The sequence below is a fragment of the Kitasatospora sp. NPDC088264 genome, assembly GCF_040685715.1.
Lineage (GTDB): Bacteria > Actinomycetota > Actinomycetes > Streptomycetales > Streptomycetaceae > Kitasatospora.
The window spans coordinates 69,878-90,937 of the sequence record NZ_JBFBIR010000002.1 but is presented as its reverse complement, the minus strand read 5'-3'; the positions used below and the strand labels follow the sequence as shown (position 1 = coordinate 90,937).

Sequence of the window (21,060 nt, the reverse complement as noted above, 5' to 3'; positions counted from 1 at the left end):
GCGCTCCGGATCGCGGGCGCACGTCGCCAGGCGAGAGGGCGGAAGAGATGGCAGCGCCACCTGAGGGCACGCCCTGTTGGGTCGACGCGATGTTCACCGATCCGGAGGGCGCGAAGGCGTTCTACGGTGACGTCCTGGGCTGGACCTTCGGCGAGAGCTCGTCGGAGTACGGCAACTACACGCAGGCGTACTCGGACGGCAAGGCGGTCGCCGCGATCGTGCCGTCGATGCCCGGCGCGCAGGCGCAGTCCGCCTGGTGCCTGTACCTCGCCTCGCCGGACGCCGCCGCCACCGCCGGGCGGATCCGCGCCAACGGCGGCGAGGTGGTCATGGGGCCGATGCGGATCGGCGACTTCGGCACCATGGTGATCGCCAGGGACCCGGGCGGGGTCGTGTTCGGCGTCTGGCAGGGCGACCGCCACCAGGGCTTCGAGAAGCAGGGCGAGCCCGGCGCGTACAGCTGGGCCGAGGTGGTGACCCGCGAGCCCGCGAAGGCGGACGCGTTCTTCCCCGCGGTCTTCCCGTTCGGCGTGAAGCGGATGGACGCCGAGGACTTCGACTACCGGATGTTCCAGGTCGACGGCCGCCCCGTGCTGGGCCGGATGGGGGCGGAGGGCGACTTCCTGCCACCCGAGGCGCCCTCGTACGTGAGCGTGTACTTCGCGGTCGACGACACCGACGCCGCGCTCGAACGGCTGCGGGCGCGCGGCGGCACGGTGCACTTCGGGCCGATGGACAGCCCGTTCGGCCGGTTCGCCGCTGTCGGCGACCAGCAGGGCGCGGCCTTCGGGATCATCGACCTCGGCCGGACCTCGGGCGAGCCGCCCGAGGTTGCGGACGCCTGAGGGGGGAGCGGGAGGAACTCGTCGAGCCGCTGGACGGGTATCGCGATCTGCCGCGCTGGACGGGGCGAAGTCGACGGCTGAGGTCGCCCGGGGCCGAGGGGTGTCCGGGGCCGAGGAGCGTCCGGTCCTGAGGTCCGGCTGATGCCGAGGCCCGCCCCGGCGGGCCGATCGCTCAGAGCTCGACGCCGAGCAGCTCGCGCAGTGCGCGGTCGCCGTCCGGGGTGACCCGCAGGGCCCGGCCGGAGCCGATCCGCTCCACCCAGGACCGGTCCAGCGCCGTCCGGCAGAGCGCCGCGCCCAGCGCCCCGCCGAGATGGCTGCGGCGCTCCGTCCAGTCCAGGCAGCTGCGCACCACCGGCCGCCCGCCCCGGCGGCCCGCCCGCTCGGGCAGCTCGATCGCCTGCGCGGCCAGCCAGGCCCGGCCGCGCCCGGTGACGGCGAGCCCGGCGTCGTCGGTGAGCAGGCCGCGGGCGAGCAGCGCGTCCGCGACGGCCACGCCGAGGCGGCCGGCCAGGTGGTCGTAGCAGGTGCGGGCGCGGGCCTCGGCGCTCTGCCGGGTGGCCTCGCGCAGGCCGTGCGGGGTGGGCCGGCCACCCTGGCCGGCGAAGGCGGTGAGGTCCTCGATCAGGGTGGCGACCTCCGGGGTGGCCAGCCGGACGTACCGGTGCCGCCCCTGCCGCTCCTCGGCCAGCAGCCCGCCGGCGATCAGCCGCGACAGGTGCTCGCTGGCCGTGGACGGCGCGACGCCCGCGTGCCGGGCCAGCTCGCCGGCCGTCCAGGCGCGGCCGTCGAGCAGTGCGGTGCAGAACGCGGCGCGGGTGGGGTCGGCGAGCAGGGCGGCGAAGGCGGCGAGCGACATGCCTCCATGGTCGCCCCGGCACGGTTCGGCGCGGGCCGAACCGTCGGCGTCGCGGGGCGGGGCGGGGCGGTCGGGGGCGGCGCAGTTTGGCGCGGGCCGAACCGTCGGCGTCGCGTCGCGGGGCGGTCGGGGGCGGCACGGTTCGGCGTGGGCCGAAACGAGCCGGAGCCAGGATGGCCGGTATGGGCGATCCCACGGTGTTCTCCCGCTGCGGCGAGGTGACCGCGGCCCCGGACGACTCGCCGGGCACCGGCTGGGGCTTGCGCCGACTCGTCCACCACGTCGTCGGGTCCGCGTTCTGCGCGGGCGCCGTCGGCGACCACTCCCCGGAGGTGACCCGATGACCCCCTTCGCCGCCCTGCACCACCGCCCCGGCCGGCCGCTGCTGCTGCCGAACGCCTGGGACCACGCCTCGGCAGCGGCCCTCGCCGCCGAGGGCTACGCCGCGATCGGCACCACCAGCCTGGGCGTGGCCGCCGCCGCCGGCCTGCCCGACGGCGTGGCCGTCACCCGCGCGGAGACCGTGCGGCTGGCCCGCCGGCTGGGCCGTAGCGGGTTCCTGCTGAGCGTGGACGCCGAGTCCGGGTTCAGTGACGATCCGGAGGAAGTCGCCTCCCTGGCCGTCGAGTTGGCGCAGGCCGGGGTGGTCGGCATCAACCTGGAGGACGGCCGGGCGGACGGCACCCTGGCGCCGTCCGCCGTCCTCGCGGCGAAGATCGCGGCGGTGAAGGCGGCCGTGCCGGAGCTCTTCGTGAACGCCCGTACCGACACCTGCTGGGCCGGGCGCCACGACCCCGGGCCGGAGACGGTCCGCCGCCTGGAGGTCTATCAACAGGCGGGCGCGGACGGCGTGTTCGTCCCGGGGCTGGCCGATCCGGCCGCCATCGTGGCGCTGGTCGAACGGCTGGCCGCCCCGCTCAACGTCCTCTGGACGCCGACCGGTCCGGGCTTCGCCGAGCTTGCCGCGCTGGGGGTGGCCCGGGTCAGCCTCGGCTCGCTGCTGTACCGCTCCGCGCTGGCGGCGGCGGTGGCCACGGCGGCGGCCGTCGGTGCGGGCGATGAGGTCGGTCCGGTGCCGGGCTACGCCGAGGTCCAGGAGCTGAGCAGGAAGTGACGATGCGTCATCTGCCGGGTCGGTCCTGCCGGGTGGCCTCGATGCCGGCCAGGATCAGTCGGACGCCGTTGGTGAAGCCGCTGTCGCGGCCACCGTCGGTCGCTGAGCCGACCTCGGTGGTGTAGAGGTGGTGCAGGCGCGGGAAGTCCCGGGTGGCCTCGATGACGGCGGGCACGAGCTCGTCCATCCAGCCCTGCTCGTCCCGGCCCTGCCGGGCCAGCGCGCTCAGCCAGGCGGCCTCCACGCTGGCCGTCCCGATGACGTAGCCGAGCAGGGCCCCCATCGCGTCGTTGGCCTCCGTCGGGGTGAAGCCGGCCGCATCCAGGAAGGTGAGCAGGGCCTCGGAGAGGCGCATCCAGTTGGGCCCGAAGTAGACCAGCCCCAGGTCGCCGATCACCGACACCATCCACGGGTGGCGCAGGACGACCTCACGCGTGCTGGCCGCGCACTCGGCGAGGGTGGTGCGCCAGTCCGCCGGGTCCGTGTCGGTGACCGTGGGGATCCAGATCTTGCCGAACACCTCGTCGACGACCAGGGCGAGCAGTTCGTCCTTGTTGGCGACGTGGGTGTACATCGAGGTGGCGCCGGCGTTGAGGCGGGCGCCGAGCTTGCGCATGCTCAGGGCCTCGATGCCGTCGCCGTCCAGGATGGCGAGGGCCTCCGCGACGATCTGGGTCCGGCTGAGCGCGGGCTGCTCGCGCCGGGGGCGCTCGGGGCGGCTCCACGGTGTCCCGGGCACGCCCTTCGACCTGGCCGTCATCCGGCCCTCCTCTCGGTCTTCGCCCGCCTGTGCTCGGCTCGGCTGTTCCGTTCAGCATAAGCCGCACCGCACACTGTTCGGCTTTGCGAACAGTGTGCGGTCTCCGTACAGTGTGCGGAGCGGAGCGCGCCGCCCCCGTGGGGACGGGGTGCGGCGTGCCCGCGACGACTTCTGTCCGGCTGCGGCCGGCGCGCTCACTTCGAAGGGGGACCGCGGTGGACCGTCAGCCGCGTCGCTGGCTCATCCTGGTCGTGCTCTGTCTCAGCAGCCTGGTGCTGGTGGTCGACAACATGGTGCTCACGGTGTCCATCCCGCCGATCGCGGAGGACCTCAAGGCCGGGGCTCAGGACATCCAGTGGATCATCGACTCGTACATCCTGGTCTTCGCCGGGCTGCTGCTCACCTCGGGCAGCCTCTCCGACCGGTTCGGCCGGCGGAAGGTGATGATCATCGGGCTGGTGCTGTTCGGCGCCGCCTCCCTGGTCGCGGCCGTCGCCGACAGCCCCGGCCAACTCATCGCCGGACGCGTGCTGATGGGCGTGGGCGGAGCCCTGGTCATGCCGAGCACGCTCTCCATCCTGATCACCGTCTTCGACGACGAGGAACGGCCCAAGGCGATCGCCGCCTGGAGCGCGGTGGCCATGATCGGCCTGGTCGGCGGGCCGGTGCTCGGCGGTGCGCTGATCGCGCACTTCTGGTGGGGCGCGGTCTTCCTGCTCAACGTGCCGGTCGCGGCGGTCGCCATCATCGCGGCGGTCGTGCTGATGCCGGAGTCCAAGGGGCCGTGGCGTCGGCCCGACCTGCCCGGCATGGTGCTCTCGATGGCCGGGATGACCGCGCTGGTCTGGTCGATCATCGTGCTGCCCCGGGACGGCATCACCAGCCCCGGCACGCTCGGCACGCTCGCCGTCGGGGTGCTCGCGCTGGCCGGGTTCGCCGTCCGCCAGGTCCGGACCGACTCGCCGATGGTCCCGCTCGGGCTGTTCCGCAACCGGGTGTTCACCGGCGCCAGCTTCTCGCTCGTCCTGCTGACCTTCGCCACCGGCGGCCTGATGCTGGTCCTCACCCAGTACCTGCAGTTCGTGCTGAAGTTCTCGCCCACCGACACCGGCCTGGCGTTCATCCCGCTGGCCGTCGCCTCGCTGGTGTTCAACGCCGTCGGTGCCACGCTCGGCAGGAAGGTCGCCCCGCGGGTGCTGACCTCGGTCGGCATGCTGGTCATCGCGGCCGGGTTCGGGCTGCTGGCCACGCTCTCGGTCGGCGACGGCTTCGTCAAGGTCGCCTTGGCCATGCTGGTGCTGGGCGCCGGCTCCGGCCTCGGGATGCCGGCCGCGTCCAACGCGCTGATGGGCGCGATCCCCGGCGAGCACGCCGGCGTCGGCTCCGCGCTCAACGACACCATCCAGCAGTCCGGTTCCGCGCTGGGCGTGGCCATCCTCGGCGCCGTCCTGTCCAGCACCTACACCGGCGCGATGCCCACCGACGCGCCCACGGCGGGGAAGCACGCGATCACCGACGCGCTCGCCCTCGCCGCGAGCACCGGGGACGGCGGACTGGCCGCCGCCGCCCGCGACGCGTTCAACACCGCGGCCTCCGTCACCTTCACGGCGGGCGGGATCTCCGTCCTGGCGGCCGCGGGGCTGACCCTGGTGCTGATGCGGGACGGCCGGAAGGCCGCTCCGGTGGCGGGCCCGGTGGAGGACGCGGCGGAGGCGGAGGTCGTCCAGCGGGTGGGCTGAGCCTGCTCGCCCCGGCCCCGCCCGCCCCGTGCGGCCGGGGCCGTCGGCGTGCCGCCGGTGTGTCGCCGCCCCCCGGCGACCCCCGGCGGCGGTGCGTAGCCTGGGCCCCATGTCCCCCGAGTACGCGGAGCGGGCGTCGAAGCTGCCGGGAGCGGTCGTGTGGAGGCGCCGGGCCGTCGGGAGCACGGGCGGCGGCGCGGCCGGGCTCGTCCTGCCCGACGGCTGCATGGACCTGCTCTGGACCGAGGGCCGGCTCCTCGTCGCCGGGCCGGACACCCGCGCCTTCCAACTCGGACCGGGGCTGCGCGGCCCGTGGGCGGGCGTCCGCCTCCCGCCCGGCGCCGCCCCCGCCCTGCTGGGCGTGCCCGCGTACGAACTGCGCGACCGGCGGGTCGACCTGGCGGACCTCCGGCCCGGCGCCGAGGTGCGCCGCCGTGCCGGACGCATCGACGCGGCGCCCGACCCGGTCGTGGCCCTGGAGGAGTTGGCGCTGCGCCTGGCGGCCGACGCGCGGCCGGTGGACCCGCTCGTCCTGGCGGTCGCCGATGCCCTGGCGGCCGGCCGCTCGGTCGCGGCGACCGCCGAGGCGGTCGGCCTCGGCGCGCGGCAACTGCACCGCCGCTCACTGACCGCCTTCGGTTACGGCCCCAAGACCCTGGCCCGGATCCTCCGCTTGCAGCGCGCCCTCGCGCTGGCCCGCTCCGGCGTGCCCCTCGCCGAGACGGCGGCCCGGACGGGCTACGCCGACCAGGCCCATCTGGCGCGTGACGTACGGGAGTTGGCGGGAGTGCCGGCGACCGTCCTGCTGCCCCGTTGACTCAGTCCGCGGCGTCCGGCAGCGGCGCGAACAGGTCGACGCCGTTGCCGTCCGGGTCGTGCACCACGGCGTACCGCTGGCCCCAGAAGGCGTCCCACGGCTTCAGCTCGCCGTGGTACCCGGCGCCGACCAGGTCCTCGTAGACCGCGTCCACCTGGGCGGGGTCGGCGCACCGGAACGCCAGTGCCGTCCGGCCGCCGCCCGCCGGCGGACGCCAGTCCGGGTGGAACGAGCGGATGGTGGAGTCGGGGTCGAGGGCCAGGCGCAGCCCGCCCGGCAGCACGGCCTCGACGTGCGGCTCCTGCTCGGCCCCGTCGGGGAACGCGAGTCCGAGCCGCCGGTAGAAGGCGATCGAGGCGGCCAGGTCCGAGACGGCGAGGCCCACGACGGCGAACTGCGGTGCTGGTGTGCTGTTCATGCCCGTCACGGTAGGCGGCGCCCGGACGCCCCGTCTTGAACGAATCGGACGGTCTCCCGGCCGGTCTGCACACTGGCCGAGTCGGGCATGACCGGGGTAATGATTCCGGTGACCCGATCCCGGCGCGCACCACCGTTGCCGACGACCCCCTGGGAGGGATGACTGATGCTGTACCGCAGTCTCGGAGTTGACGGACCGAAGGCCAGTGCGCTGTGCCTCGGCGCCATGACCTTCGGCACCACCGTGGACGAGCAGACCGCGACGGCGATCCTGGACCGGTTCACCGAGGCCGGCGGGACCTTCGTCGACACCTCGAACAATTACGCCTTCTGGGCCCCCGGCGGGACGGGGTACGAGAGCGAGGAACTGCTCGGCCGCTGGATCGCCCGCCGGCGCAACCGCGACGAACTGGTGCTCGCCACCAAGGCGGGAGCCCGCCCGGTGCCCGAACTCCCCTTCCCCGCGCACATGGAGGGGCTGTCCGCCGCCGCGCTGCGCAGTGCGGCCGAGGGCAGCCTGCGTCGGCTCGGCACCGACCGCGTGGACGTCTACTACGCCCACGTGACGGACCCGTCCACCCCGGTCGAGGAGACCCTCGGGGCCTTTGCCGAGCTGGTGGCCGAAGGAAAGGTCGGCCGGCTCGGCTGCAGCAACCACAGCGCCGCGGACCTGGCCGCCGCCAACGAGCTCGCCGAGCAGTGGAGTTGGCCCGGCTACCGGTGCGTCCAGCAGCGCCACAGCTACCTCCGGCCGCGGCCGGACGCGGACTTCGGCATCCAGAAGCACGCCGACGAGGAGCTGCTGTCGTACGTCGCGCGGCGGCCGGAGCTGCTGCTGCTGGCGTACTCCCCACTGCTCGGCGGCGCGTACTGCCGGCCCGACCGGCCGCTGTCCGAGAAGTACCGGTGGCCGGTGGTGCAGGCCCAGTTGGCCGCCCTGGCCGAGGTGGCGAAGGAGACCGGGGCCACCGTCAACCAGGTGGTGCTCGCCTGGCTGCTGGGCCACCCGGTGCCGACGATCCCGGTCGTGGGCGCCAGCTCCGTCGCCCAGCTGGACGAGAGCCTGGCCGCCCTGGACCTGGTGCTCGACGAGGACCAGCGCCGACGGCTGGACACCGCGGCCTGACCGCGGCGTCCGCCTCGAACCGGCTGCGCGCCGTCAGTCCTGAGCGCCGTCAGCCCTGCGCGCCGTCAGCCCTGGGCGCGGACCGCCCGCCACCGGTTGGCGGTGGTCTCGCTCACCGTGTAGAAGAACTCCGACTTGAACTCGGCGCCGTCACTGAGCGCCTCCACCCAGCTCATCGGCCAGTTCCGCCGGCCGTAGTGCTTGTGCACGACCCGGGTGAACGCGGACAGCACGCCGCGCAGCCGCTTCCGGTCCACGTCGAGCAGCTCGACCAGGGACGTGTAACTCACCCGCTCGCCGGGCTGCTTCGCCAGGATGTCGAGCACCCCGGTCACCGCCTGCACCGAGTCCAGCGGATCGGCCGTCAGCCGGCGCAGATCCTGCACGGTCCACTCGACGAACGGCCACTCGCCGTCCTCCTGCGGACCCCCCTCGGCCGGCGCCGCCACCGCGGGCCCCGCAGCGGCTCCCGAGAGCTCCGCGAGGAACGCGTACACCTGCGTGACGTACTGAGCCGGCACCGGCACCGAGATGAACTGCTGGTTGTCCTGCGTCATGTTTCTTCCCCTCCTGCGTGTCGCCTGTCTGGCGGCAGGACAGATACTTGCACGTCATGTCTCCATGTGTCCATGTACTAACCTGGACTAATTCCGGGACTAATGGATCGATTAGTCTCCCTCGCGGCGTAGCGCGGGAGGGCGGAAGCCGCTTCCGGCACCGGTCGACCGGTCGGAGCCGTGGAACCGGCGAGGGCCCGGACCGTGTGAGGCGGTCCGGGCCCTCCGCGTGGGCGGTCCAGGTCAGTGGAGGACGTCCGGGAAGTTGGTGGCGTCGTCGACGAAGTACACGGCGTCGTGGTCGAGGTCGACCGCGAGCCCGAACGGGGCGCTGGCACCGGGCGGGGGCCCGCTCGGTGCCGCCGGGGCGGGGCCCGGGCAGCTTCGCCGGGTCGATCCGGGCGAACACGCCGACGGCGCTGTCCGGGTCGACCTGGACCAGGGTGGTTCCGGTGCCCTGCTGGTTCTGTGCGTTGTTGAAGTTGCTGATGAGGACGTTGCCGCGGCGCAGACCCGCCCCCAGAACCTCGTGCGCGAAGAGTGAAGCCTCATAACTCAAAGTCATGCAGCAGTCGAACCGCCCGGCGCGCGGAGTTCACCCAGTGGTGTCCCCGCACCGCAGAACGACGAAGGCCCGGACCGTCGAAACGGTCCGGGCCTTCTGCCGGCGGAGGATACGAGATTCGAACTCGTGAGGGGTTGCCCCCAACACGCTTTCCAATTCTCCCGAACGCCGTCCGCCGGGGTTCACACCTGTCCTGAACTGCAGCTGGGCCAACCGCTGGGCGGCGGCTGAACCCTGCTGGACGGGGGTGAATGAGACCAGAAATGGGACCAGGGGACCTCCGGCGCCCATCGGTGCGGGAGACCGGTGAGTACCAAGGAGCCGATCCCTGGTTGGTCGTTCTCCTGCATGATCGAGCCACTGCCGCCACCATGGACGGATCACCACAGGAGGCTCAGATGGCCATCACGCTGCCCAAAGGCGCGAACGCCCCCCTGCCCGGCGCCCATTGCCTGGTCACCGTCGCGGCTTCGGGTGTGCCGTTCGACGTCTCCGCCGTGCTGCTCGGGTCCGACGGCAAGGTCCGCGGCGACCACGACCTGGTGTTCTACAACCACCGGTCGCAGGACGGCGTGACGGTGACCGGGCGCACCGTCACGGCGGACCTCCGACACGTCCCCGCCTCGGTGGAGCGCATCGCCGTTGTGACGAGCATCGACGTCGGCCACCCCGCTGCCCGGTTCGACGCCGGGGGCACCCCGCGCGCCGACGTCGAGTGCGGGTCCACGCGGCTCAAGTTCGTTCCGCCGCCGATGGACGGCGGGGAGACCGTGGCGGTCCTCGTCGAGCTGTACCGGCGCCAGGGCGAGTGGAAGGTCCGGGCGGTCGGACAGGGCTGGGCCAGCGGGCTGGCGGGCTTGGCGGCGGACTTCGGCATCGTCGTTGACGACCCCGCCCCCGCCCCTGCTTCGCCCCCGCCCGTGCCGCTCGGCAAGGTCACCCTCGTCAAGGGCGGCCAGGCCACGATCAGCATGCGCAAGGACGATCCGTCCCCCGTCGTCACCGCCAGCCTGGAATGGAACGGCGGCAGCGCGAACCGCCGCCGGGCCGGTGCCGACCTCGACCTCTACGCCCTCCACGTGCCCCGCAGCCTCGTCACCCCCAAGGGCCCCAGGCCGAACAGGTCCGAGGAGGTCGTGTACTACCGGCAACTCGGCTCCCCCTCCGCACCCCCGTACATCGCCCTCGACGGTGACGCTCGCACACCCGGGCGCGAAACCGTCACCATCCGCCGACCCGACCTCCAGGGCTACGTCCTGATCTGCGCCTACAGCGCGGTCGAGAACGGCACCGGCTCCTTCAAGTCCTACGGAGCCAGGGCTGTCGTCACGGACGGCCGCGGGTCCACTGTCACCGTCCCGCTGTTCAACAACCGCAACCTGTCCTACTGGGTCGCTATCGCCCTCATCGACTTCACCGCTCCCGGCGGCATCGAGATCCGCCACGTCGAGAAGTACAGCGGCAACCACCAGGAAGCCCGCCCGATGCTGTACTCCAACGGCAACTTCCGCATGAGCACCGGCCCGGTCGAGTTCAAGACCAAGTGAGGGAAGCGCCCGCCCACTCCAGCTGACACGGCGCCCGGAGGCGGAAAACGACGAAGGCCCGGGCCGCGTGATGCGGTCCGGGCCTTCTGCCGGCGGAGGATACGAGATTCGAACTCGTGAGGGGTTGCCCCCAACACGCTTTCCAATTCTCACGAACCCTGTCCGCCTGGGTTCACACCCGTCCTGACCTGGGACGGAGTGCACTGCCGAGTGGAGTCTGAACCGGGCTGGACGGGAGTGAATGAGACCGGAACTGAGACCATGATCTGGCGTTGGCGTTGGTTGCCTGGCCCTTGCTCAGGGCGAGCGTCCACTCCACGGTCGGCTTGTCGCTCACCTGCAGCCAGGAGGCGGCGACAGGCTCATCCACAGCCTCGGGGAACTCGGCTCGGGTGATCTCGACGACGGAGAGAACGATCGAGTAGGTGCCTGGATCCACCTCAGCGGTGAAGGGATCCACGTCGCTGAGGCCGATGAATGGGTCGCAGGCCGCGACCTTGCCCGAGGGCAGGGAGAGCGTGGCCTCGGGCCGTACCGCCAATGTGGCCGTCATGCCTTGGCTGCGGTCGTACGAACTGCCGGCTGTGAACAGGCGCACCACATCAGGGGCAGCAAGAGGCATCGGGGCTCAACCTCGCAGGTAGGAACGGATGGCTGGCCGGTCGGTGCTTCAACAGGACTGATCCCTTGGACACCGGAACGCATGTCACCTCTGTCCCCAGGTTGCTCGCCCTGCTGGGTCAACCTGTGACAACACGGGGTAGTCAACCAGCTGCGCGTGGGCACCCACCTCTGCCATGATGCCTAGCCAGGCGAGCAGTCCGTCAGTAACAGGGGTGGCGTAGTGTCCGGCACACCAATCGCATGGTACGTAAAGAGCATCGAAGTAGATGGGCTTGGGGGACGCAGCGAGACCTATCAGCAGAGTCTCAATCCGGACGTTAACGTATTCTTCGGCCTCAACGGGTCGGGCAAGACCACCCTGCTTAAAATCATCCATGCTGCCCTGAACGGAGAGATCTCCCCGCTAATTGGGGCACCCTTCACGCGAGCGACAGTAAAGATCGAGATCCCGGAGGATGGTGCGACAATTGAGCGAAGCATTGTCGTGCCAGATTCCGAGGCCCTTTCGGCTGATTTTAGGCGCGCACTACCGGCAAGCATTCGAAACCGTCGCGGAGCGTCACCGCGGTACGAATCACTCCTCAAAGAGGTTTTTGACTGGGAAACGTCAGTCTTTGCACAAGATCGCAAAGCAAGGGGCTTTTATTCAAACCAGCCACCGGGGGGCGTCCACTCGTTTCGGCATCGGTACCTACCGACATCACGGTTGATTGACATGCGGGAGATGCAAACTCCAGTCGGCCCGGAGTGGTCGTTTGACGAGTATTTCGCAGATTCAATTCAGCGACTTTGGGCCTCTTATTCCACAGAAGTCCTCACTGGCGTCAGAAAGGCTCAGGAGGATGGGCTGGGTCGCATCCTCACGGGCGTCATCTCACCATCAGAGGTATCTCATCCGGCCAAAGAACTCGATCCAAATCAAGCGTATCTTCGCGTAGCAAGCTTTCTCAAGCGCAGGAAGACAGAGCGGCTTGTGCAGAGCGAAGACGAGTTCCTGCGTCGATTCTCTTCCGACTCTGCATTCAAGCGAGTGGTTATTGATATTAACGAGGTGGAAGAACAGATCGAGTTGGCGCTGGAGCCGCGGACGAAGCTGGAGAAGCTGGTTCAGGGGCTAATTTCCGGACCCAAGCAAATTGATTTTGGCGACACCCAGATCCGCGTAATTGCTGCAGACAGCAGGGAAATATCGCTAGATCGCCTTTCGTCCGGAGAGAAGCAGCTTATCCGAATCCTAGTCGAGACTCTCGCCGCCCGAGGGCGTCCGATCATCATCGATGAGCCAGAATTGTCGATGCACATTGACTGGCAGAACGTGCTCATTGAGTCGATCCAAACTATGGACTCAACCGCCCAGGTGATCACTGCAACGCACTCGCCCGAGATTATGGCAGAAATCGACGACGAGAAGATCTTCCGACTTTGACTAGACTCCTCCACACTGCCGGCGGAACGATACGCCAGATGCAGATGTCCAGTATTCAGGTTTTCGTTTACGTCGAGGGGACCAACGTAGACGGGTACGTTCACGGAACCAACTGTGACCGAGCGCTCGGGCCCATGCATATTACATACCGTGTGGTTCCAGCCAAGCAACTCCCTGGCGACGCAGGGGGAAAGTCAAGGCTCGTCAACTATTTTTCATTCCTTCGCGAGAATGGGGCGCTGTCAAGCATTTTTAAAGGCAAGGCAACTGTCGCCCTATTCTTTATGGATAAGGACGTGGATGACAAATGCGGAAAATTGCTTGAATCCGACAATGTAATATACACGAAATTTTACGATGTTGAGAATCACGTGTTTCACGAGGGTGATGTCGCAGCGGCCGTAGCAGCAGCATGCAGCCTGCCTCCAAACTGGTGTCGTGACGAGTTCGGAACCTGCGGTGCTTGGCAGAAGAAGGTGGCTATGGGGTGGCGCCAGTGGACGGCGCTTTGTTTTGCCGCGCAAGCGACGAACTCAAATAAGGAAGCAAACTATGGTCGCCCCTCTCCGCTAAATCCTGTGGCGCATGAGATCCACGACCCGGCTAGCGCGGAAAGCTATGAACTGAAGGCACACAAAGCTGCTCGGGCTGCATGTGATGGTTCCTGTGACGACTGGCATGCAGCGCGCGAGTATGTAGGACAGGCATACGAGACCGGACGCTGGGATGAAGTTTTCAAAGGGAAGTGGTACGCCCCTATCCTGGAGAAACAGGTTCTCGCTAGGGCTCCACACCAAGTCGACAGTAAGCATCTAGCCGCTTCGCTGGTACGCCATGTCGCACAGACTATGCGGTTCGACGGGGATTGGGCGGAGTCGGTACAACAGACAGTCCGCCGTGTTGTTACGGCCTGTGGAGTTACAGCGACTTGACGGGCGCAGACTGAGCCCTCGGCGGAGTTGCAGCGCCGGGGCTTCGGTGAGCGAGCGATGTCACCTCAGTGACGACCTGTCCCCGAAGCACGGTCAGCTCGGGGACACCGTCGGCAACCCAGTCGGAGTCCTGACGATCGCCTTCTCGCCGGATGGCACGTTGCTCGCTACGGGAAGCAGTGATGGGACGGCGCGCCTTTGGGATGCAGCCAGTCGAACCCTGGTTGCGGAACCGATCAACGGGCACGACTCTGGCGTCTCCTCGGTGCACTTCTCATCCGATGGGCGGCTCCTCGTTACTGTGGGGAGGACGATCTGTCTGTGCGATCTCATGGATACCGAGTGTCCAAGGAAGGTCGGCAAGCCCTTTTCAAGCGCTCTGACAGCCAAACCAGCACTATCTAGCGACGGGAACCTGGCAGCCGGGCACGCGAACGGCGCTGTACAGCTATGGGATCTGTCCACCCAGACGAAGCTCGGCGGGGCACTACGAGGCCACGCGGACGCTGTCACAGCTATCGCGTTCTCTCCCGATGGCTGTCTCCTGGCCAGGGCCGGGCGCGATATTCAGCTTGAACCACTAGGCAGCCGCCGAACTCGACCGGACGGGGGTGAATGAGACCAAGAATAAGACCAGGCTGCTTGCCGTCCCGGCCTGCGGCGGGCGCTCAGATGCTTTCTCTGCTACTGCTCGTACGCCCAGGCATGGCCCGTCTGCCGGTACTCCTCGACCGGGATCGGGTGGACGTCGGGGCGCATGCGGTCGGTGTAGAGGAGGCCGTCGAGGTGGTCGATCTCGTGGGCGACGAGGCGGGCGAGGCCGAACTCATAGGTGGCGGTGGTGATGACGCCGTCGAGGGCGGTAGAGGTGACATCCATGCGGAGCGGGCGGGGGACCATGCCCCGGACGTCGAAGAAGCTGAGGCAGCCCTCGTAGCGTTCGTCGGTCTCGTCGGAGATGACGGTGATCTTGGGGTTGAGCAGGATGATCGGCTCGGCGCCGGCAGTCAGGGGTCGGACGAGGGCGGCAGCGCGGGGGATGCCGATCTGTGGGGCGGCGAGGCCCATGCCCTTGGCGAAGGTGTGGGCGCGGCCGATCTGCTCGGCGGCGGCGAACAGTTTGCCGATCACGGCCTGGGCGGTGGCGCGTTCGGCAGGGAGGTCGAAGGGTTCGGCGAGCTGGTTGAGGATGGGGGTGCCCTGCTGGACGACGCCGAAGGACTGCATCTGCTGACTGGGTCGCATCTCGATCACCTGGTCTTGTGGGTCTGTCGTGGGTTGTCGGCGGTGGCGCGAACGGCCATTCGAGGCGGATACGGGCGTGTCGCGGCTGATCGTCAGTGGATCAGGCACTGTGCTGGTGCTCGTCGTCGTGGCGGCTGACGGTGGTCTGCAGGGGTACGGTCTCAGCCGTCGGCGTCCAGGTGCCGACCGCCACCGGTTCGGGCTGCAGTGCGATCCCGGTCGCGATCTCGACCTGGGCCGAAAGCTCGGTGAGGGCCTGGGCGAAGCCCGTCGCGGTCGCTCCGTCGTGGGCGGTGAGCGTGAGGGTCCGGCGTTCTGAGCAGCGGATGCCGTCTGCGATCTTGTAGCCGGGGCGGTAGCCAGTGTGCTCCAGTAGCCAGCCGGCGCTGGCTCGGAGCTGTCCGTCGCTGTCGGTGTGGGTGGGGCATCCGGCGGCGGACAGGCGGGTGGCCTGGGTGGCGGTGACGGGCGGGTTGAGGAAGACCGATCCGGCTTGGCGGGCGGTGGGGCCGTGGGGGTCGAGGAGAAGTCCGCGGCGGTGGCGGTTGGCGAGAACGGCGGCCGTCACCTCGGCGACGGGCGGCCGGGTGCCAATGGAGGTGCCGAGTTCGTCCGCGAGCGGCTGGTAGGTGACGGGGGCGGCCGATGAGCGGGTGAGGTGGAACGTCGCCGTGAGGACGGTCCAGCGGCCGGGGTTGCTCTTGAACCTGCTGTCACGGTGGCGCAGGCGGCATGCCTCGGCGGGCAGGGTCCGCATACGGCCCATCTCCCAGTCCCACACCGTCAGGTGGTCGAGGGTGTCGGAGATCTGCTGACCGTAGGCGCCGGCGTTCTGAACGGGGGCCGCCCCGGTGGTGCCGGGTATCCCGGCCAGGCACTCGATCCCGGCCAGGTGCTCGGCGGCGGCCCAGGCGGTGAGGTCGGTGAGCGGGTGTCCTGCCTGCACGGTGACGTCGACCGTGGTGTCGTGCACGCGGGTGGCGGTGATGCCCCGGGTGTTCATGACTACGACGGTGCCGGGGTGTCCGGCGTCGGAGGCGATGACGTTGCTGCCGTGGCCCAGCACCAAGGGTGCCTGTTCGTGGCGCTGCCCGATCGTCCTGACGGCGTCGGCCCAGTCAGCGGGGATGGAGATCGTCAGAACGTGCTCGGCGGGGCCGCCGAGCCGCAGGGTGGTGAGGGACGCGAGCCAGGTGCTGGGCACGGTTGGCCCTCCTAGGGTTCGTCGGTGATCGCCTTGAGGGCGAGGGCCCGCAGCGGGGCGAGGCGGGTGCGGTTGTCCTGGTGGTGGTAGACGGCGTTGGTGCAGATGGCCAGGTAGCGGCCGGTGGCCGGGGCGAGATAGAGGCTGGTCCCGGTGAAGCCGTGGTGGTAGGCGACCCTGCCCTCGTCGGCGAGGATCCAGGCCAGGCCACGGTCGAGGCCCGGCTCGATCTCGGCCTGCGGCTGCATGCTGGCGGTGAGCCAGCGGCCCAGGGGCCAGCCGGTGGCGTGCGAGGACAGCAGGTGGGTGGCGAAGGCGGCGAGGTCGGCCGGGGTGGTGAACACCCCGGCATGGCCGGCGACTCCGCCGAGCAGGGCGGCGTTGTCGTCGTGCGGCATCCCCCACAACCGGGGCCCGCCGGTCAACCGCTGCTCGGTCGGGGCGACCTGGGCGGAGCGGGGCACCGGTCCGTAGGTCGTGCTGGTCATGCCGAGGTCCTGCCAGAGCTCGGCCGCCAGCTCGTCCAGGCGTCGGCAGCGGTAGTGGGCCAGGGCCAGGCCGAGGAGGATGAAGCCGCGGTTGATGTAGTGGTGTCCGGCTCCGGGGTCGGCGATCAGCGGCTCTCCGCAGATCAGGTGGGTAAGCGGTTCGGTGCGGTTGCGGTACTGGTCGAGGCGGGTGTCGGCCCGCAGGCCGGAGGTGTGGGCCAGGACCTGGCCAACCGTCACCTGGCCGCCGGGTGCATCGGCGGGGATGCCAGTCAGCAGTTCGCGGATCGGGGTGTCCAGGGTGAAGCCGTCCATGAGGGAGGTGCCGACCAGCGGCCAGGTGGCCAGGACCTTGGTCAGCGACGCCACGTCGTACACCGTGTCCGGCCCCGGCCGGGCGTCGCCGCACTCGGGGGCGACGACGCCGGAGGCCAGGTAGCCGGGCTCGGTGTCGAAGGTGCCGTGGGCGATGACTCCGCCGGGCACGGTGCCGTCAGCGGTCATCAGGTCCAGGCACTCGCGCAGGTCGGCGAGCGCGTTCGGCTTCCACGGCACGGTGTTGGTCACGGCTACTCCTGGTCGATCGTCAGGTCGGCACCGAGCGCGGCCAACTTCGGCAGCAGGCTGCCGTATCCGCGCCGCAGGTGATACATCCCTCGGATCGTAGAGGTGCCCTCGGCGGCCAGGGCGGCGATCACGAGAGCGGTCACCGCCCGGATGTCCTCCCCGGCCACGTCGGCACCGGTGAGGGCGGACCGGCCCCGGACGGTGATCACCGAGCCGGTCGCGTTGACCGCGGCGCCGAACGCGGCCAGGGCCAGCAGGTGGGAGTCGCGCTGAGTGTAGATCCGCTCGTCGATGCGGGAGGCGCCCTCGGCCTGGGTGAGAAAAGCGGTCAGCTGGGGCTGCACATCGGTCGGGAAGCCCGGGTGTGGGCCGGTGGCCATCTGTACCGGCCGCGGCCCGGCCGGGGTGCTGACGGCCGTTCCGCCGTCCAGCGGGTCCAACTGAATGCCGGCGTCGGCGAACACCGAGACCAGGCCGTCGGGGAACGCGGCGGCGGCGAACCCGTCCAGGTGGACGCCGCCACCCGTGATGGCGGTGGCCAGGGCCAGGGTGGCGGCCTCCAGCCGGTCCGGCGGCACGGTGAACACCCCGCCCCGGATGCGGTCGGTGCCGGTGACGTTCAGGGCCTTCCTGCCGCGCCACTCGATGCCGACGCCGGCCTGCGAGAGCAGGGCGGCGGTGTGGGTGACCTCGGGCTCCACACTGGGGTTGAGGATCGCGGAGGTGCCCGGGGTACGGGCGGCCAGCAGCATCGCGGTGACCGTCGCACCCAGGCTCGGCCCCCACGAGCGGGTCTCGGCGTCGGTGATGAACGGCAGCCGCTTGCCGGTGAAGCGGGCCCGCACCTGGCCCCGGTTCACCTCGACCTCGGCCCCGGCGGCTTCCATCGCGGCCAGGTGCCGGTCGATGTAGCGGGCGCAGAAGGCGTCCCCGCCGGGGGTGGGGAAGGTGACCTTGCCGGCGCGGGCCAGCAGGGCGGCTCCCATCACTGCGGTGGTGCGGATGCGCCGTCCGAGGTTGTCCGGGATGACGGGGAAGTAGGAGTCGGCCGGTCGGGTGGCGAACTCGTCTCCGGTCACGGTGGCGCGGGTGCCGGTGCGCTGCAGGATGTCGGCGACGACCAGGGTGTCCAGGATCTCGGGCGCACCGGCCAGGGTGAGCGGGTTGTCGGCGAGGATCGCGGCGGCGTACAGGTGCAGGGCGATGTTCTTGCTGCCCTGGACGGTGGCGGTGCCGGCCAGGCGGCGGCCTCCGGTGATCCGTACGGCCCGCTGGTCGGTCGTCGGGGTGGTATCGGTGGTGGGCATGGTCACCTTCCCTGGCTTCCGGCCGGGAAGAAGCCCCCGACCTGGGTCTTCGGGTAGAGCAGGGTGTGAGCGCCGACCAGGGTGGCGGGCTGGAGCACGGTGCCGGCGGGAACGATCACGCCGTCGCCGATCACCGCGCCGAACTTCGTCTGGCCGGTGGCGATGCGTCGGCCGTCGAGGTGGGCGCAGACTTCCTCGGTGGCCGGTTCGGTGACCGGCCAGGAGGTGACCCGCAGGCCGGTGGTCGACACGAACGCGCCGATGTTGACGCCGAGGCCGAGCACGGAGTCCCCAACGAAACTGGTGTGCTTCATGAAGACGCCACCGGTCAGCAGGGAACGGGTGACCTCGGCGCCGAAGCCGATGCGGCAGCCGGGGCCGACGACGGTGTTGTCGCGCACCCGGGCGCCGGCCTCGATCACCGCGCCGGGGCAGACCAGCACCGGGCCGGTGACGAACGCGCCTTCGGCGATGACGGCCCCGGGCGCCACGATCACGTGGCCCCGGACGCTGGCCCCGGGCTCGATGATCCCGGTCGCCTCCGGCAGCGGGATGTCCAGGTTGCCGGCGAGCAGTTCGGTGATGGCCTTCTTGATGCCGAAGACGGTCGGGCAGCAGTTCAGCAGCTCTAGCACGACCGGGTCGGTGACGTGTTCGGTGTCGAAGTAGTACTCGGGGGTGGTGCGGTAGTCGATGCGCTGCAGCTCGGTGTGCAGTGCGGGCGCGTCGGTCAGCCGGTGCATGGCTGGATCTCCTCTCGGGCGAGCGAGTGGAAGAAAGGGGCGGGGCCGTCACGGCGGGCCCCGGGGCCTCAGGAGGGAGGAAGGTCGGGCACGGTCGCCGCCTGGAGGCTGGCCTCGGCCGGGTGGTTGTGGACAGCCAGACCGAGTAGGGCGAGCACGGGTAGGTGCAGGGCGGCCCAGGAGGCGGTGAGGAAGGTGCCGAGCCGGTCGCGGTCCGGCGGGGCGGCGTGCCGCCGGCTGGCGGGCGGCGGGGAGGTGCTGGGCGTTGGCATGGGAGGGCCTTCGGCAGCAGGGGGAAGGGTGGACGTTCCCCAGTGAACCGCCGGGCGAAAGGCCGGATCCGTAGCCGGACTACGGGCCGTAGTCCGGTTACGGGTCAGATGATCTGGACGCCCGCTCGGGCGGCGAAGTCCCGGACACCGGGCAGCTTGCGGTCGTGCCGCAGCAGGGTGGTAGCGAGGTCGCGGACGGCACCCCGGCGGATCTCCTGCGGGGCGGCCCCCTCGGCGGCCAGCAGAGCCCGGTAGCACTGTTCGGGCTTGCCCCACTGGTCGAACGCGCGGGCCACGTCGGTGAAGAAGCGGGCCTGCCGCTCGGCGGTCGGCAGTGCGGTGGGGTCGATCGTGGAGGCCAGCTCGATCGCCCGGCCGGCGTCGCCGAGCTCGTAGTGCACCGACAACTCGTGCAGGGCAACTCCTTGGACGCCATCCACCCGGCCGGAGGCCCGGCTGGCGGCTGCGGCGCTGTCAGCGGCCTCGCGGATCAGCGAGTGGGCGTAGGCGCGGTCGCCGGTCTTCGCGGCGGTGTAGGCCGCGGTGGCATACAGGTCGCCGCGGGCGCCCAGACGGGCGGACTCGGGCACGGTGGTGTCGGCGAGGAGGTCTTCGGCGGCGACCACCGCGATGTCGGTTGCTCGGGCCAGGCTGCTCTGGCGGCGCCAGGCGCTGGAGACCATCCGCTGAGCCTCGGCGACCACCAGAGGGTCGCCGCCGTCCCGGGCGGCGGTGAGCGCGCGGTCGGCGGTGATGGCCACCAGGTTGTTGTCGCCGATCTTGATGCACAGCCGAACTGCGAGGTTGTAGAGCTGGGCGACGTTGCGCGCCCGCTCCTCGGTGCTGCCGACCATCTGGGCGGCAGCGATCCGGCTCGGCAGGGCCTCGGCGAGCGCGTCGTACCGGGCCGCCTTGAACTCGCGACGAGACGTCAGGAGCGAGGCGGCGACGGATTCGCGGGTCGGCTCGCTGCGGGGCGCCGGAATCCGCCCCGCTCCGTAGAGGAGCAGGTCCTCCAGGCCGGCCAGCGGCGAGGCCGTTTCGGCGTGCGCGGCCTGCCGGCCGGCGGCCGGGGTGAACAGGGCGGCAGCCGCCAGGGTCAGGAACGGGCGGCGTCGCACATCGTCCTCCTCGGCAGCGGAAGTGCTCGTCAGCGTAACGGAGGTGGACTTGCGAGGGCGGGACCTCGGGCGGTCTGAGGCTGGTTGCGGTAAGGCCATCAGCTCGCTGAGCTCGCAGCGCAGTACCTCCGCGAGGCGCCGGAGCAAGGTCAGGTCCTTCACCCGCTGCAAGTCCCGTTCGACCAGCGACATCCAGACCTCGCTGCGGTCGAGTTCAGCGGCGAGGCGGAGCTGGGTCCACTCCATCTCGGCGCGACGGAGCGCGATGAACTTGCCGAACGTGATGCCGCTGCCCCTCACGTTGGCCCCCGATACCGTGTTGAAGCCACTACGGATCGCTACCGTACCGATGGTCGGGGCCACGGTGTAGGGCTTTCGGTATCGAGCCAGCACGTCGCAGACCGGCTTGGGTCGGGCTGCGTTGCTGGTCCCTGAGGGTCATCCGTGCTGCCCTCGCACCCCTGGGTGAGGGCAACTCCATCCGCTGCGAGGTGCAGGCGGGGTAAGGACTCCTTGCCTCACAACTTGCTCCGCCTTGGCGGTGCCGGGGTAAGCATCGCTTATCCCACAACTTGCTCCGGCTTCCGGTGGTCTGACCTCGGTTCGGAATGCAGATGAGCTTTTGCAGGCCGGGCCAGTGGACGTTACGGCGTGCGGTGGAAGCTCGGCTATCTCCTCGATGGCACGGCGTTCACGACGGGGCGTACACGCGAGCCCCCTTCTAGAGGGGGGCTCGCGCGTGAACGCTGGGTCGCGTGGACGGCGTGTGCGCCTCCGTGATCGCT

General features: G+C 70.2%; 22 protein-coding genes and 1 tRNA gene. 10 read left to right on the top strand and 13 right to left on the bottom strand.

Going from position 1 to position 21,060, the window contains the following annotated elements; translation table 11 throughout:
* Positions 1-47: 47 nt before the first annotated feature.
* Positions 48-845: a VOC family protein gene (locus AB0O82_RS02350; RefSeq protein WP_363579751.1), complete on the top strand. Its 798-nt coding sequence runs from the start codon at positions 48-50 to the stop codon at positions 843-845.
* A 172-nt stretch (positions 846-1,017) separates the two neighbouring features.
* Here AB0O82_RS02350 and AB0O82_RS02345 read toward each other — a convergent pair whose 3' ends face one another.
* On the bottom strand, positions 1,018-1,704 hold the full coding sequence (locus tag AB0O82_RS02345; protein WP_363579750.1) for a winged helix-turn-helix domain-containing protein: 687 nt from the start codon (positions 1,702-1,704) through the stop codon (positions 1,018-1,020).
* Positions 1,705-1,886: 182 nt separating this feature from the next.
* On the opposite strand from AB0O82_RS02345, the gene AB0O82_RS02340 reads away from it, so the two are divergent.
* Both AB0O82_RS02340 and AB0O82_RS02335 read left to right on the top strand, forming a co-directional pair.
* Positions 1,887-2,048, top strand: coding sequence for a hypothetical protein (locus AB0O82_RS02340; RefSeq protein ID WP_363579749.1), 162 nt, complete (start codon positions 1,887-1,889; stop codon positions 2,046-2,048).
* Positions 2,045-2,818, top strand: coding sequence for an isocitrate lyase/phosphoenolpyruvate mutase family protein (locus AB0O82_RS02335; RefSeq protein ID WP_363579748.1), 774 nt, complete (start codon positions 2,045-2,047; stop codon positions 2,816-2,818). The genes AB0O82_RS02340 and AB0O82_RS02335 overlap by 4 nt, the downstream gene beginning before the upstream one ends.
* 7 nt (positions 2,819-2,825) lie before the next feature.
* On the opposite strand, the gene AB0O82_RS02330 is transcribed toward AB0O82_RS02335, so the two are convergent.
* Positions 2,826-3,578 (bottom strand): TetR/AcrR family transcriptional regulator C-terminal domain-containing protein, encoded by a 753-nt coding sequence (locus AB0O82_RS02330; RefSeq protein ID WP_363579747.1) that lies wholly within the window; start codon positions 3,576-3,578, stop codon positions 2,826-2,828.
* A gap of 215 nt (positions 3,579-3,793) precedes the next feature.
* Here AB0O82_RS02330 and AB0O82_RS02325 point away from each other — a divergent pair, with 215 nt between their 5' ends.
* Complete coding sequence (locus AB0O82_RS02325) at positions 3,794-5,317, top strand: MFS transporter (RefSeq protein WP_363579746.1); 1,524 nt, start codon at positions 3,794-3,796, stop codon at positions 5,315-5,317.
* Between the two features lie 109 nt (positions 5,318-5,426).
* The gene (locus AB0O82_RS02320; RefSeq protein ID WP_363579745.1) at positions 5,427-6,134 is read left to right on the top strand and encodes a helix-turn-helix domain-containing protein; all 708 of its coding nucleotides are present in this window, start codon (positions 5,427-5,429) and stop codon (positions 6,132-6,134) included.
* A gap of 1 nt (position 6,135) precedes the next feature.
* Here AB0O82_RS02320 and AB0O82_RS02315 read toward each other — a convergent pair whose 3' ends face one another.
* Entirely contained in the window at positions 6,136-6,552 is a 417-nt protein-coding gene (locus AB0O82_RS02315; RefSeq protein ID WP_363579744.1) for a VOC family protein, read from the bottom strand.
* A 165-nt stretch (positions 6,553-6,717) separates the two neighbouring features.
* Between AB0O82_RS02315 and AB0O82_RS02310 the strand changes: the two genes are divergently transcribed.
* Entirely contained in the window at positions 6,718-7,677 is a 960-nt protein-coding gene (locus AB0O82_RS02310; protein WP_363579743.1) for an aldo/keto reductase, read from the top strand.
* A gap of 65 nt (positions 7,678-7,742) precedes the next feature.
* On the opposite strand, the gene AB0O82_RS02305 is transcribed toward AB0O82_RS02310, so the two are convergent.
* The gene (locus AB0O82_RS02305) at positions 7,743-8,234 is read right to left on the bottom strand and encodes a hypothetical protein (RefSeq protein WP_363579742.1); all 492 of its coding nucleotides are present in this window, start codon (positions 8,232-8,234) and stop codon (positions 7,743-7,745) included.
* Positions 8,235-9,197: 963 nt separating this feature from the next.
* On the opposite strand from AB0O82_RS02305, the gene AB0O82_RS02300 reads away from it, so the two are divergent.
* Positions 9,198-10,346 carry a TerD family protein gene (locus tag AB0O82_RS02300; RefSeq protein ID WP_363579741.1) on the top strand — a complete coding sequence of 383 codons (1,149 nt, stop codon included), beginning with the start codon at positions 9,198-9,200 and terminating at the stop codon, positions 10,344-10,346.
* A gap of 93 nt (positions 10,347-10,439) precedes the next feature.
* On the opposite strand, the gene AB0O82_RS02295 is transcribed toward AB0O82_RS02300, so the two are convergent.
* Both AB0O82_RS02295 and AB0O82_RS02290 read right to left on the bottom strand, forming a co-directional pair.
* Positions 10,440-10,530 (bottom strand) — tRNA-OTHER (locus AB0O82_RS02295).
* Positions 10,519-10,968, bottom strand: a complete 450-nt coding sequence (locus AB0O82_RS02290) for a DUF4241 domain-containing protein (RefSeq protein ID WP_363579740.1) — start codon at positions 10,966-10,968, stop codon at positions 10,519-10,521. Before AB0O82_RS02290 ends, AB0O82_RS02295 begins: the two co-directional genes overlap by 12 nt.
* A gap of 222 nt (positions 10,969-11,190) precedes the next feature.
* Between AB0O82_RS02290 and AB0O82_RS02285 the strand changes: the two genes are divergently transcribed.
* Genes AB0O82_RS02285 through AB0O82_RS02275 form a run of 3 tightly spaced genes read left to right on the top strand, consistent with a single transcriptional unit; the run spans position 11,191 to position 13,947 of the window.
* Positions 11,191-12,396, top strand: a complete 1,206-nt coding sequence (locus AB0O82_RS02285; RefSeq protein ID WP_363579739.1) for an AAA family ATPase — start codon at positions 11,191-11,193, stop codon at positions 12,394-12,396.
* A 38-nt stretch (positions 12,397-12,434) separates the two neighbouring features.
* Positions 12,435-13,328 carry a hypothetical protein gene (locus AB0O82_RS02280; protein ID WP_363579936.1) on the top strand — a complete coding sequence of 298 codons (894 nt, stop codon included), beginning with the start codon at positions 12,435-12,437 and terminating at the stop codon, positions 13,326-13,328.
* Positions 13,231-13,947 (top strand): hypothetical protein, encoded by a 717-nt coding sequence (locus AB0O82_RS02275; protein WP_363579738.1) that lies wholly within the window; start codon positions 13,231-13,233, stop codon positions 13,945-13,947. Before AB0O82_RS02280 ends, AB0O82_RS02275 begins: the two co-directional genes overlap by 98 nt.
* 65 nt (positions 13,948-14,012) lie before the next feature.
* Here the strand turns inward: AB0O82_RS02275 and AB0O82_RS02270 are convergent, their stop codons facing one another.
* The 7 genes from AB0O82_RS02270 to AB0O82_RS02240 form a co-directional block, all read right to left on the bottom strand.
* Complete coding sequence (locus AB0O82_RS02270; RefSeq protein WP_363579737.1) at positions 14,013-14,573, bottom strand: peptide deformylase; 561 nt, start codon at positions 14,571-14,573, stop codon at positions 14,013-14,015.
* Positions 14,574-14,673: 100 nt separating this feature from the next.
* The gene (locus tag AB0O82_RS02265) at positions 14,674-15,777 is read right to left on the bottom strand and encodes a UDP-N-acetylmuramate dehydrogenase (protein WP_363579736.1); all 1,104 of its coding nucleotides are present in this window, start codon (positions 15,775-15,777) and stop codon (positions 14,674-14,676) included.
* Positions 15,778-15,788: 11 nt separating this feature from the next.
* Positions 15,789-16,832: a serine hydrolase domain-containing protein gene (locus AB0O82_RS02260; RefSeq protein ID WP_363579735.1), complete on the bottom strand. Its 1,044-nt coding sequence runs from the start codon at positions 16,830-16,832 to the stop codon at positions 15,789-15,791.
* Positions 16,833-16,834: 2 nt separating this feature from the next.
* The gene (locus AB0O82_RS02255; protein WP_363579734.1) at positions 16,835-18,139 is read right to left on the bottom strand and encodes a UDP-N-acetylglucosamine 1-carboxyvinyltransferase; all 1,305 of its coding nucleotides are present in this window, start codon (positions 18,137-18,139) and stop codon (positions 16,835-16,837) included.
* Between the two features lie 2 nt (positions 18,140-18,141).
* Positions 18,142-18,882, bottom strand: a complete 741-nt coding sequence (locus AB0O82_RS02250) for a hypothetical protein (protein WP_363579733.1) — start codon at positions 18,880-18,882, stop codon at positions 18,142-18,144.
* 68 nt (positions 18,883-18,950) lie between these two features.
* Positions 18,951-19,154 carry a hypothetical protein gene (locus AB0O82_RS02245; RefSeq protein WP_363579732.1) on the bottom strand — a complete coding sequence of 68 codons (204 nt, stop codon included), beginning with the start codon at positions 19,152-19,154 and terminating at the stop codon, positions 18,951-18,953.
* Positions 19,155-19,258: 104 nt separating this feature from the next.
* Complete coding sequence (locus AB0O82_RS02240) at positions 19,259-20,575, bottom strand: helix-turn-helix domain-containing protein (RefSeq protein ID WP_363579731.1); 1,317 nt, start codon at positions 20,573-20,575, stop codon at positions 19,259-19,261.
* Positions 20,576-21,060 lie beyond the last annotated feature (485 nt).

What these genes read in the sequence shown, in the direction of transcription:
- AB0O82_RS02350 (WP_363579751.1), top strand. Translation starts at nt 48, where the DNA reads ATGGCAGCGCCACCTGAGGGCACGCCCTGTTGGGTCGACGCGATGTTC.
- AB0O82_RS02345 (WP_363579750.1), bottom strand. Translation starts at nt 1,704, where the DNA reads ATGTCGCTCGCCGCCTTCGCCGCCCTGCTCGCCGACCCCACCCGCGCC.
- AB0O82_RS02340 (WP_363579749.1), top strand. Translation starts at nt 1,887, where the DNA reads ATGGGCGATCCCACGGTGTTCTCCCGCTGCGGCGAGGTGACCGCGGCC.
- AB0O82_RS02335 (WP_363579748.1), top strand. Translation starts at nt 2,045, where the DNA reads ATGACCCCCTTCGCCGCCCTGCACCACCGCCCCGGCCGGCCGCTGCTG.
- AB0O82_RS02330 (WP_363579747.1), bottom strand. Translation starts at nt 3,578, where the DNA reads ATGACGGCCAGGTCGAAGGGCGTGCCCGGGACACCGTGGAGCCGCCCC.
- AB0O82_RS02320 (WP_363579745.1), top strand. Translation starts at nt 5,427, where the DNA reads ATGTCCCCCGAGTACGCGGAGCGGGCGTCGAAGCTGCCGGGAGCGGTC.
- AB0O82_RS02315 (WP_363579744.1), bottom strand. Translation starts at nt 6,552, where the DNA reads ATGAACAGCACACCAGCACCGCAGTTCGCCGTCGTGGGCCTCGCCGTC.
- AB0O82_RS02310 (WP_363579743.1), top strand. Translation starts at nt 6,718, where the DNA reads ATGCTGTACCGCAGTCTCGGAGTTGACGGACCGAAGGCCAGTGCGCTG.
- AB0O82_RS02305 (WP_363579742.1), bottom strand. Translation starts at nt 8,234, where the DNA reads ATGACGCAGGACAACCAGCAGTTCATCTCGGTGCCGGTGCCGGCTCAG.
- AB0O82_RS02300 (WP_363579741.1), top strand. Translation starts at nt 9,198, where the DNA reads ATGGCCATCACGCTGCCCAAAGGCGCGAACGCCCCCCTGCCCGGCGCC.
- AB0O82_RS02290 (WP_363579740.1), bottom strand. Translation starts at nt 10,968, where the DNA reads ATGCCTCTTGCTGCCCCTGATGTGGTGCGCCTGTTCACAGCCGGCAGT.
- AB0O82_RS02280 (WP_363579936.1), top strand. Translation starts at nt 12,435, where the DNA reads ATGCAGATGTCCAGTATTCAGGTTTTCGTTTACGTCGAGGGGACCAAC.
- AB0O82_RS02275 (WP_363579738.1), top strand. Translation starts at nt 13,231, where the DNA reads ATGTCGCACAGACTATGCGGTTCGACGGGGATTGGGCGGAGTCGGTAC.
- AB0O82_RS02270 (WP_363579737.1), bottom strand. Translation starts at nt 14,573, where the DNA reads ATGCGACCCAGTCAGCAGATGCAGTCCTTCGGCGTCGTCCAGCAGGGC.
- AB0O82_RS02255 (WP_363579734.1), bottom strand. Translation starts at nt 18,139, where the DNA reads ATGCCCACCACCGATACCACCCCGACGACCGACCAGCGGGCCGTACGG.
- AB0O82_RS02250 (WP_363579733.1), bottom strand. Translation starts at nt 18,882, where the DNA reads ATGCACCGGCTGACCGACGCGCCCGCACTGCACACCGAGCTGCAGCGC.
- AB0O82_RS02245 (WP_363579732.1), bottom strand. Translation starts at nt 19,154, where the DNA reads ATGCCAACGCCCAGCACCTCCCCGCCGCCCGCCAGCCGGCGGCACGCC.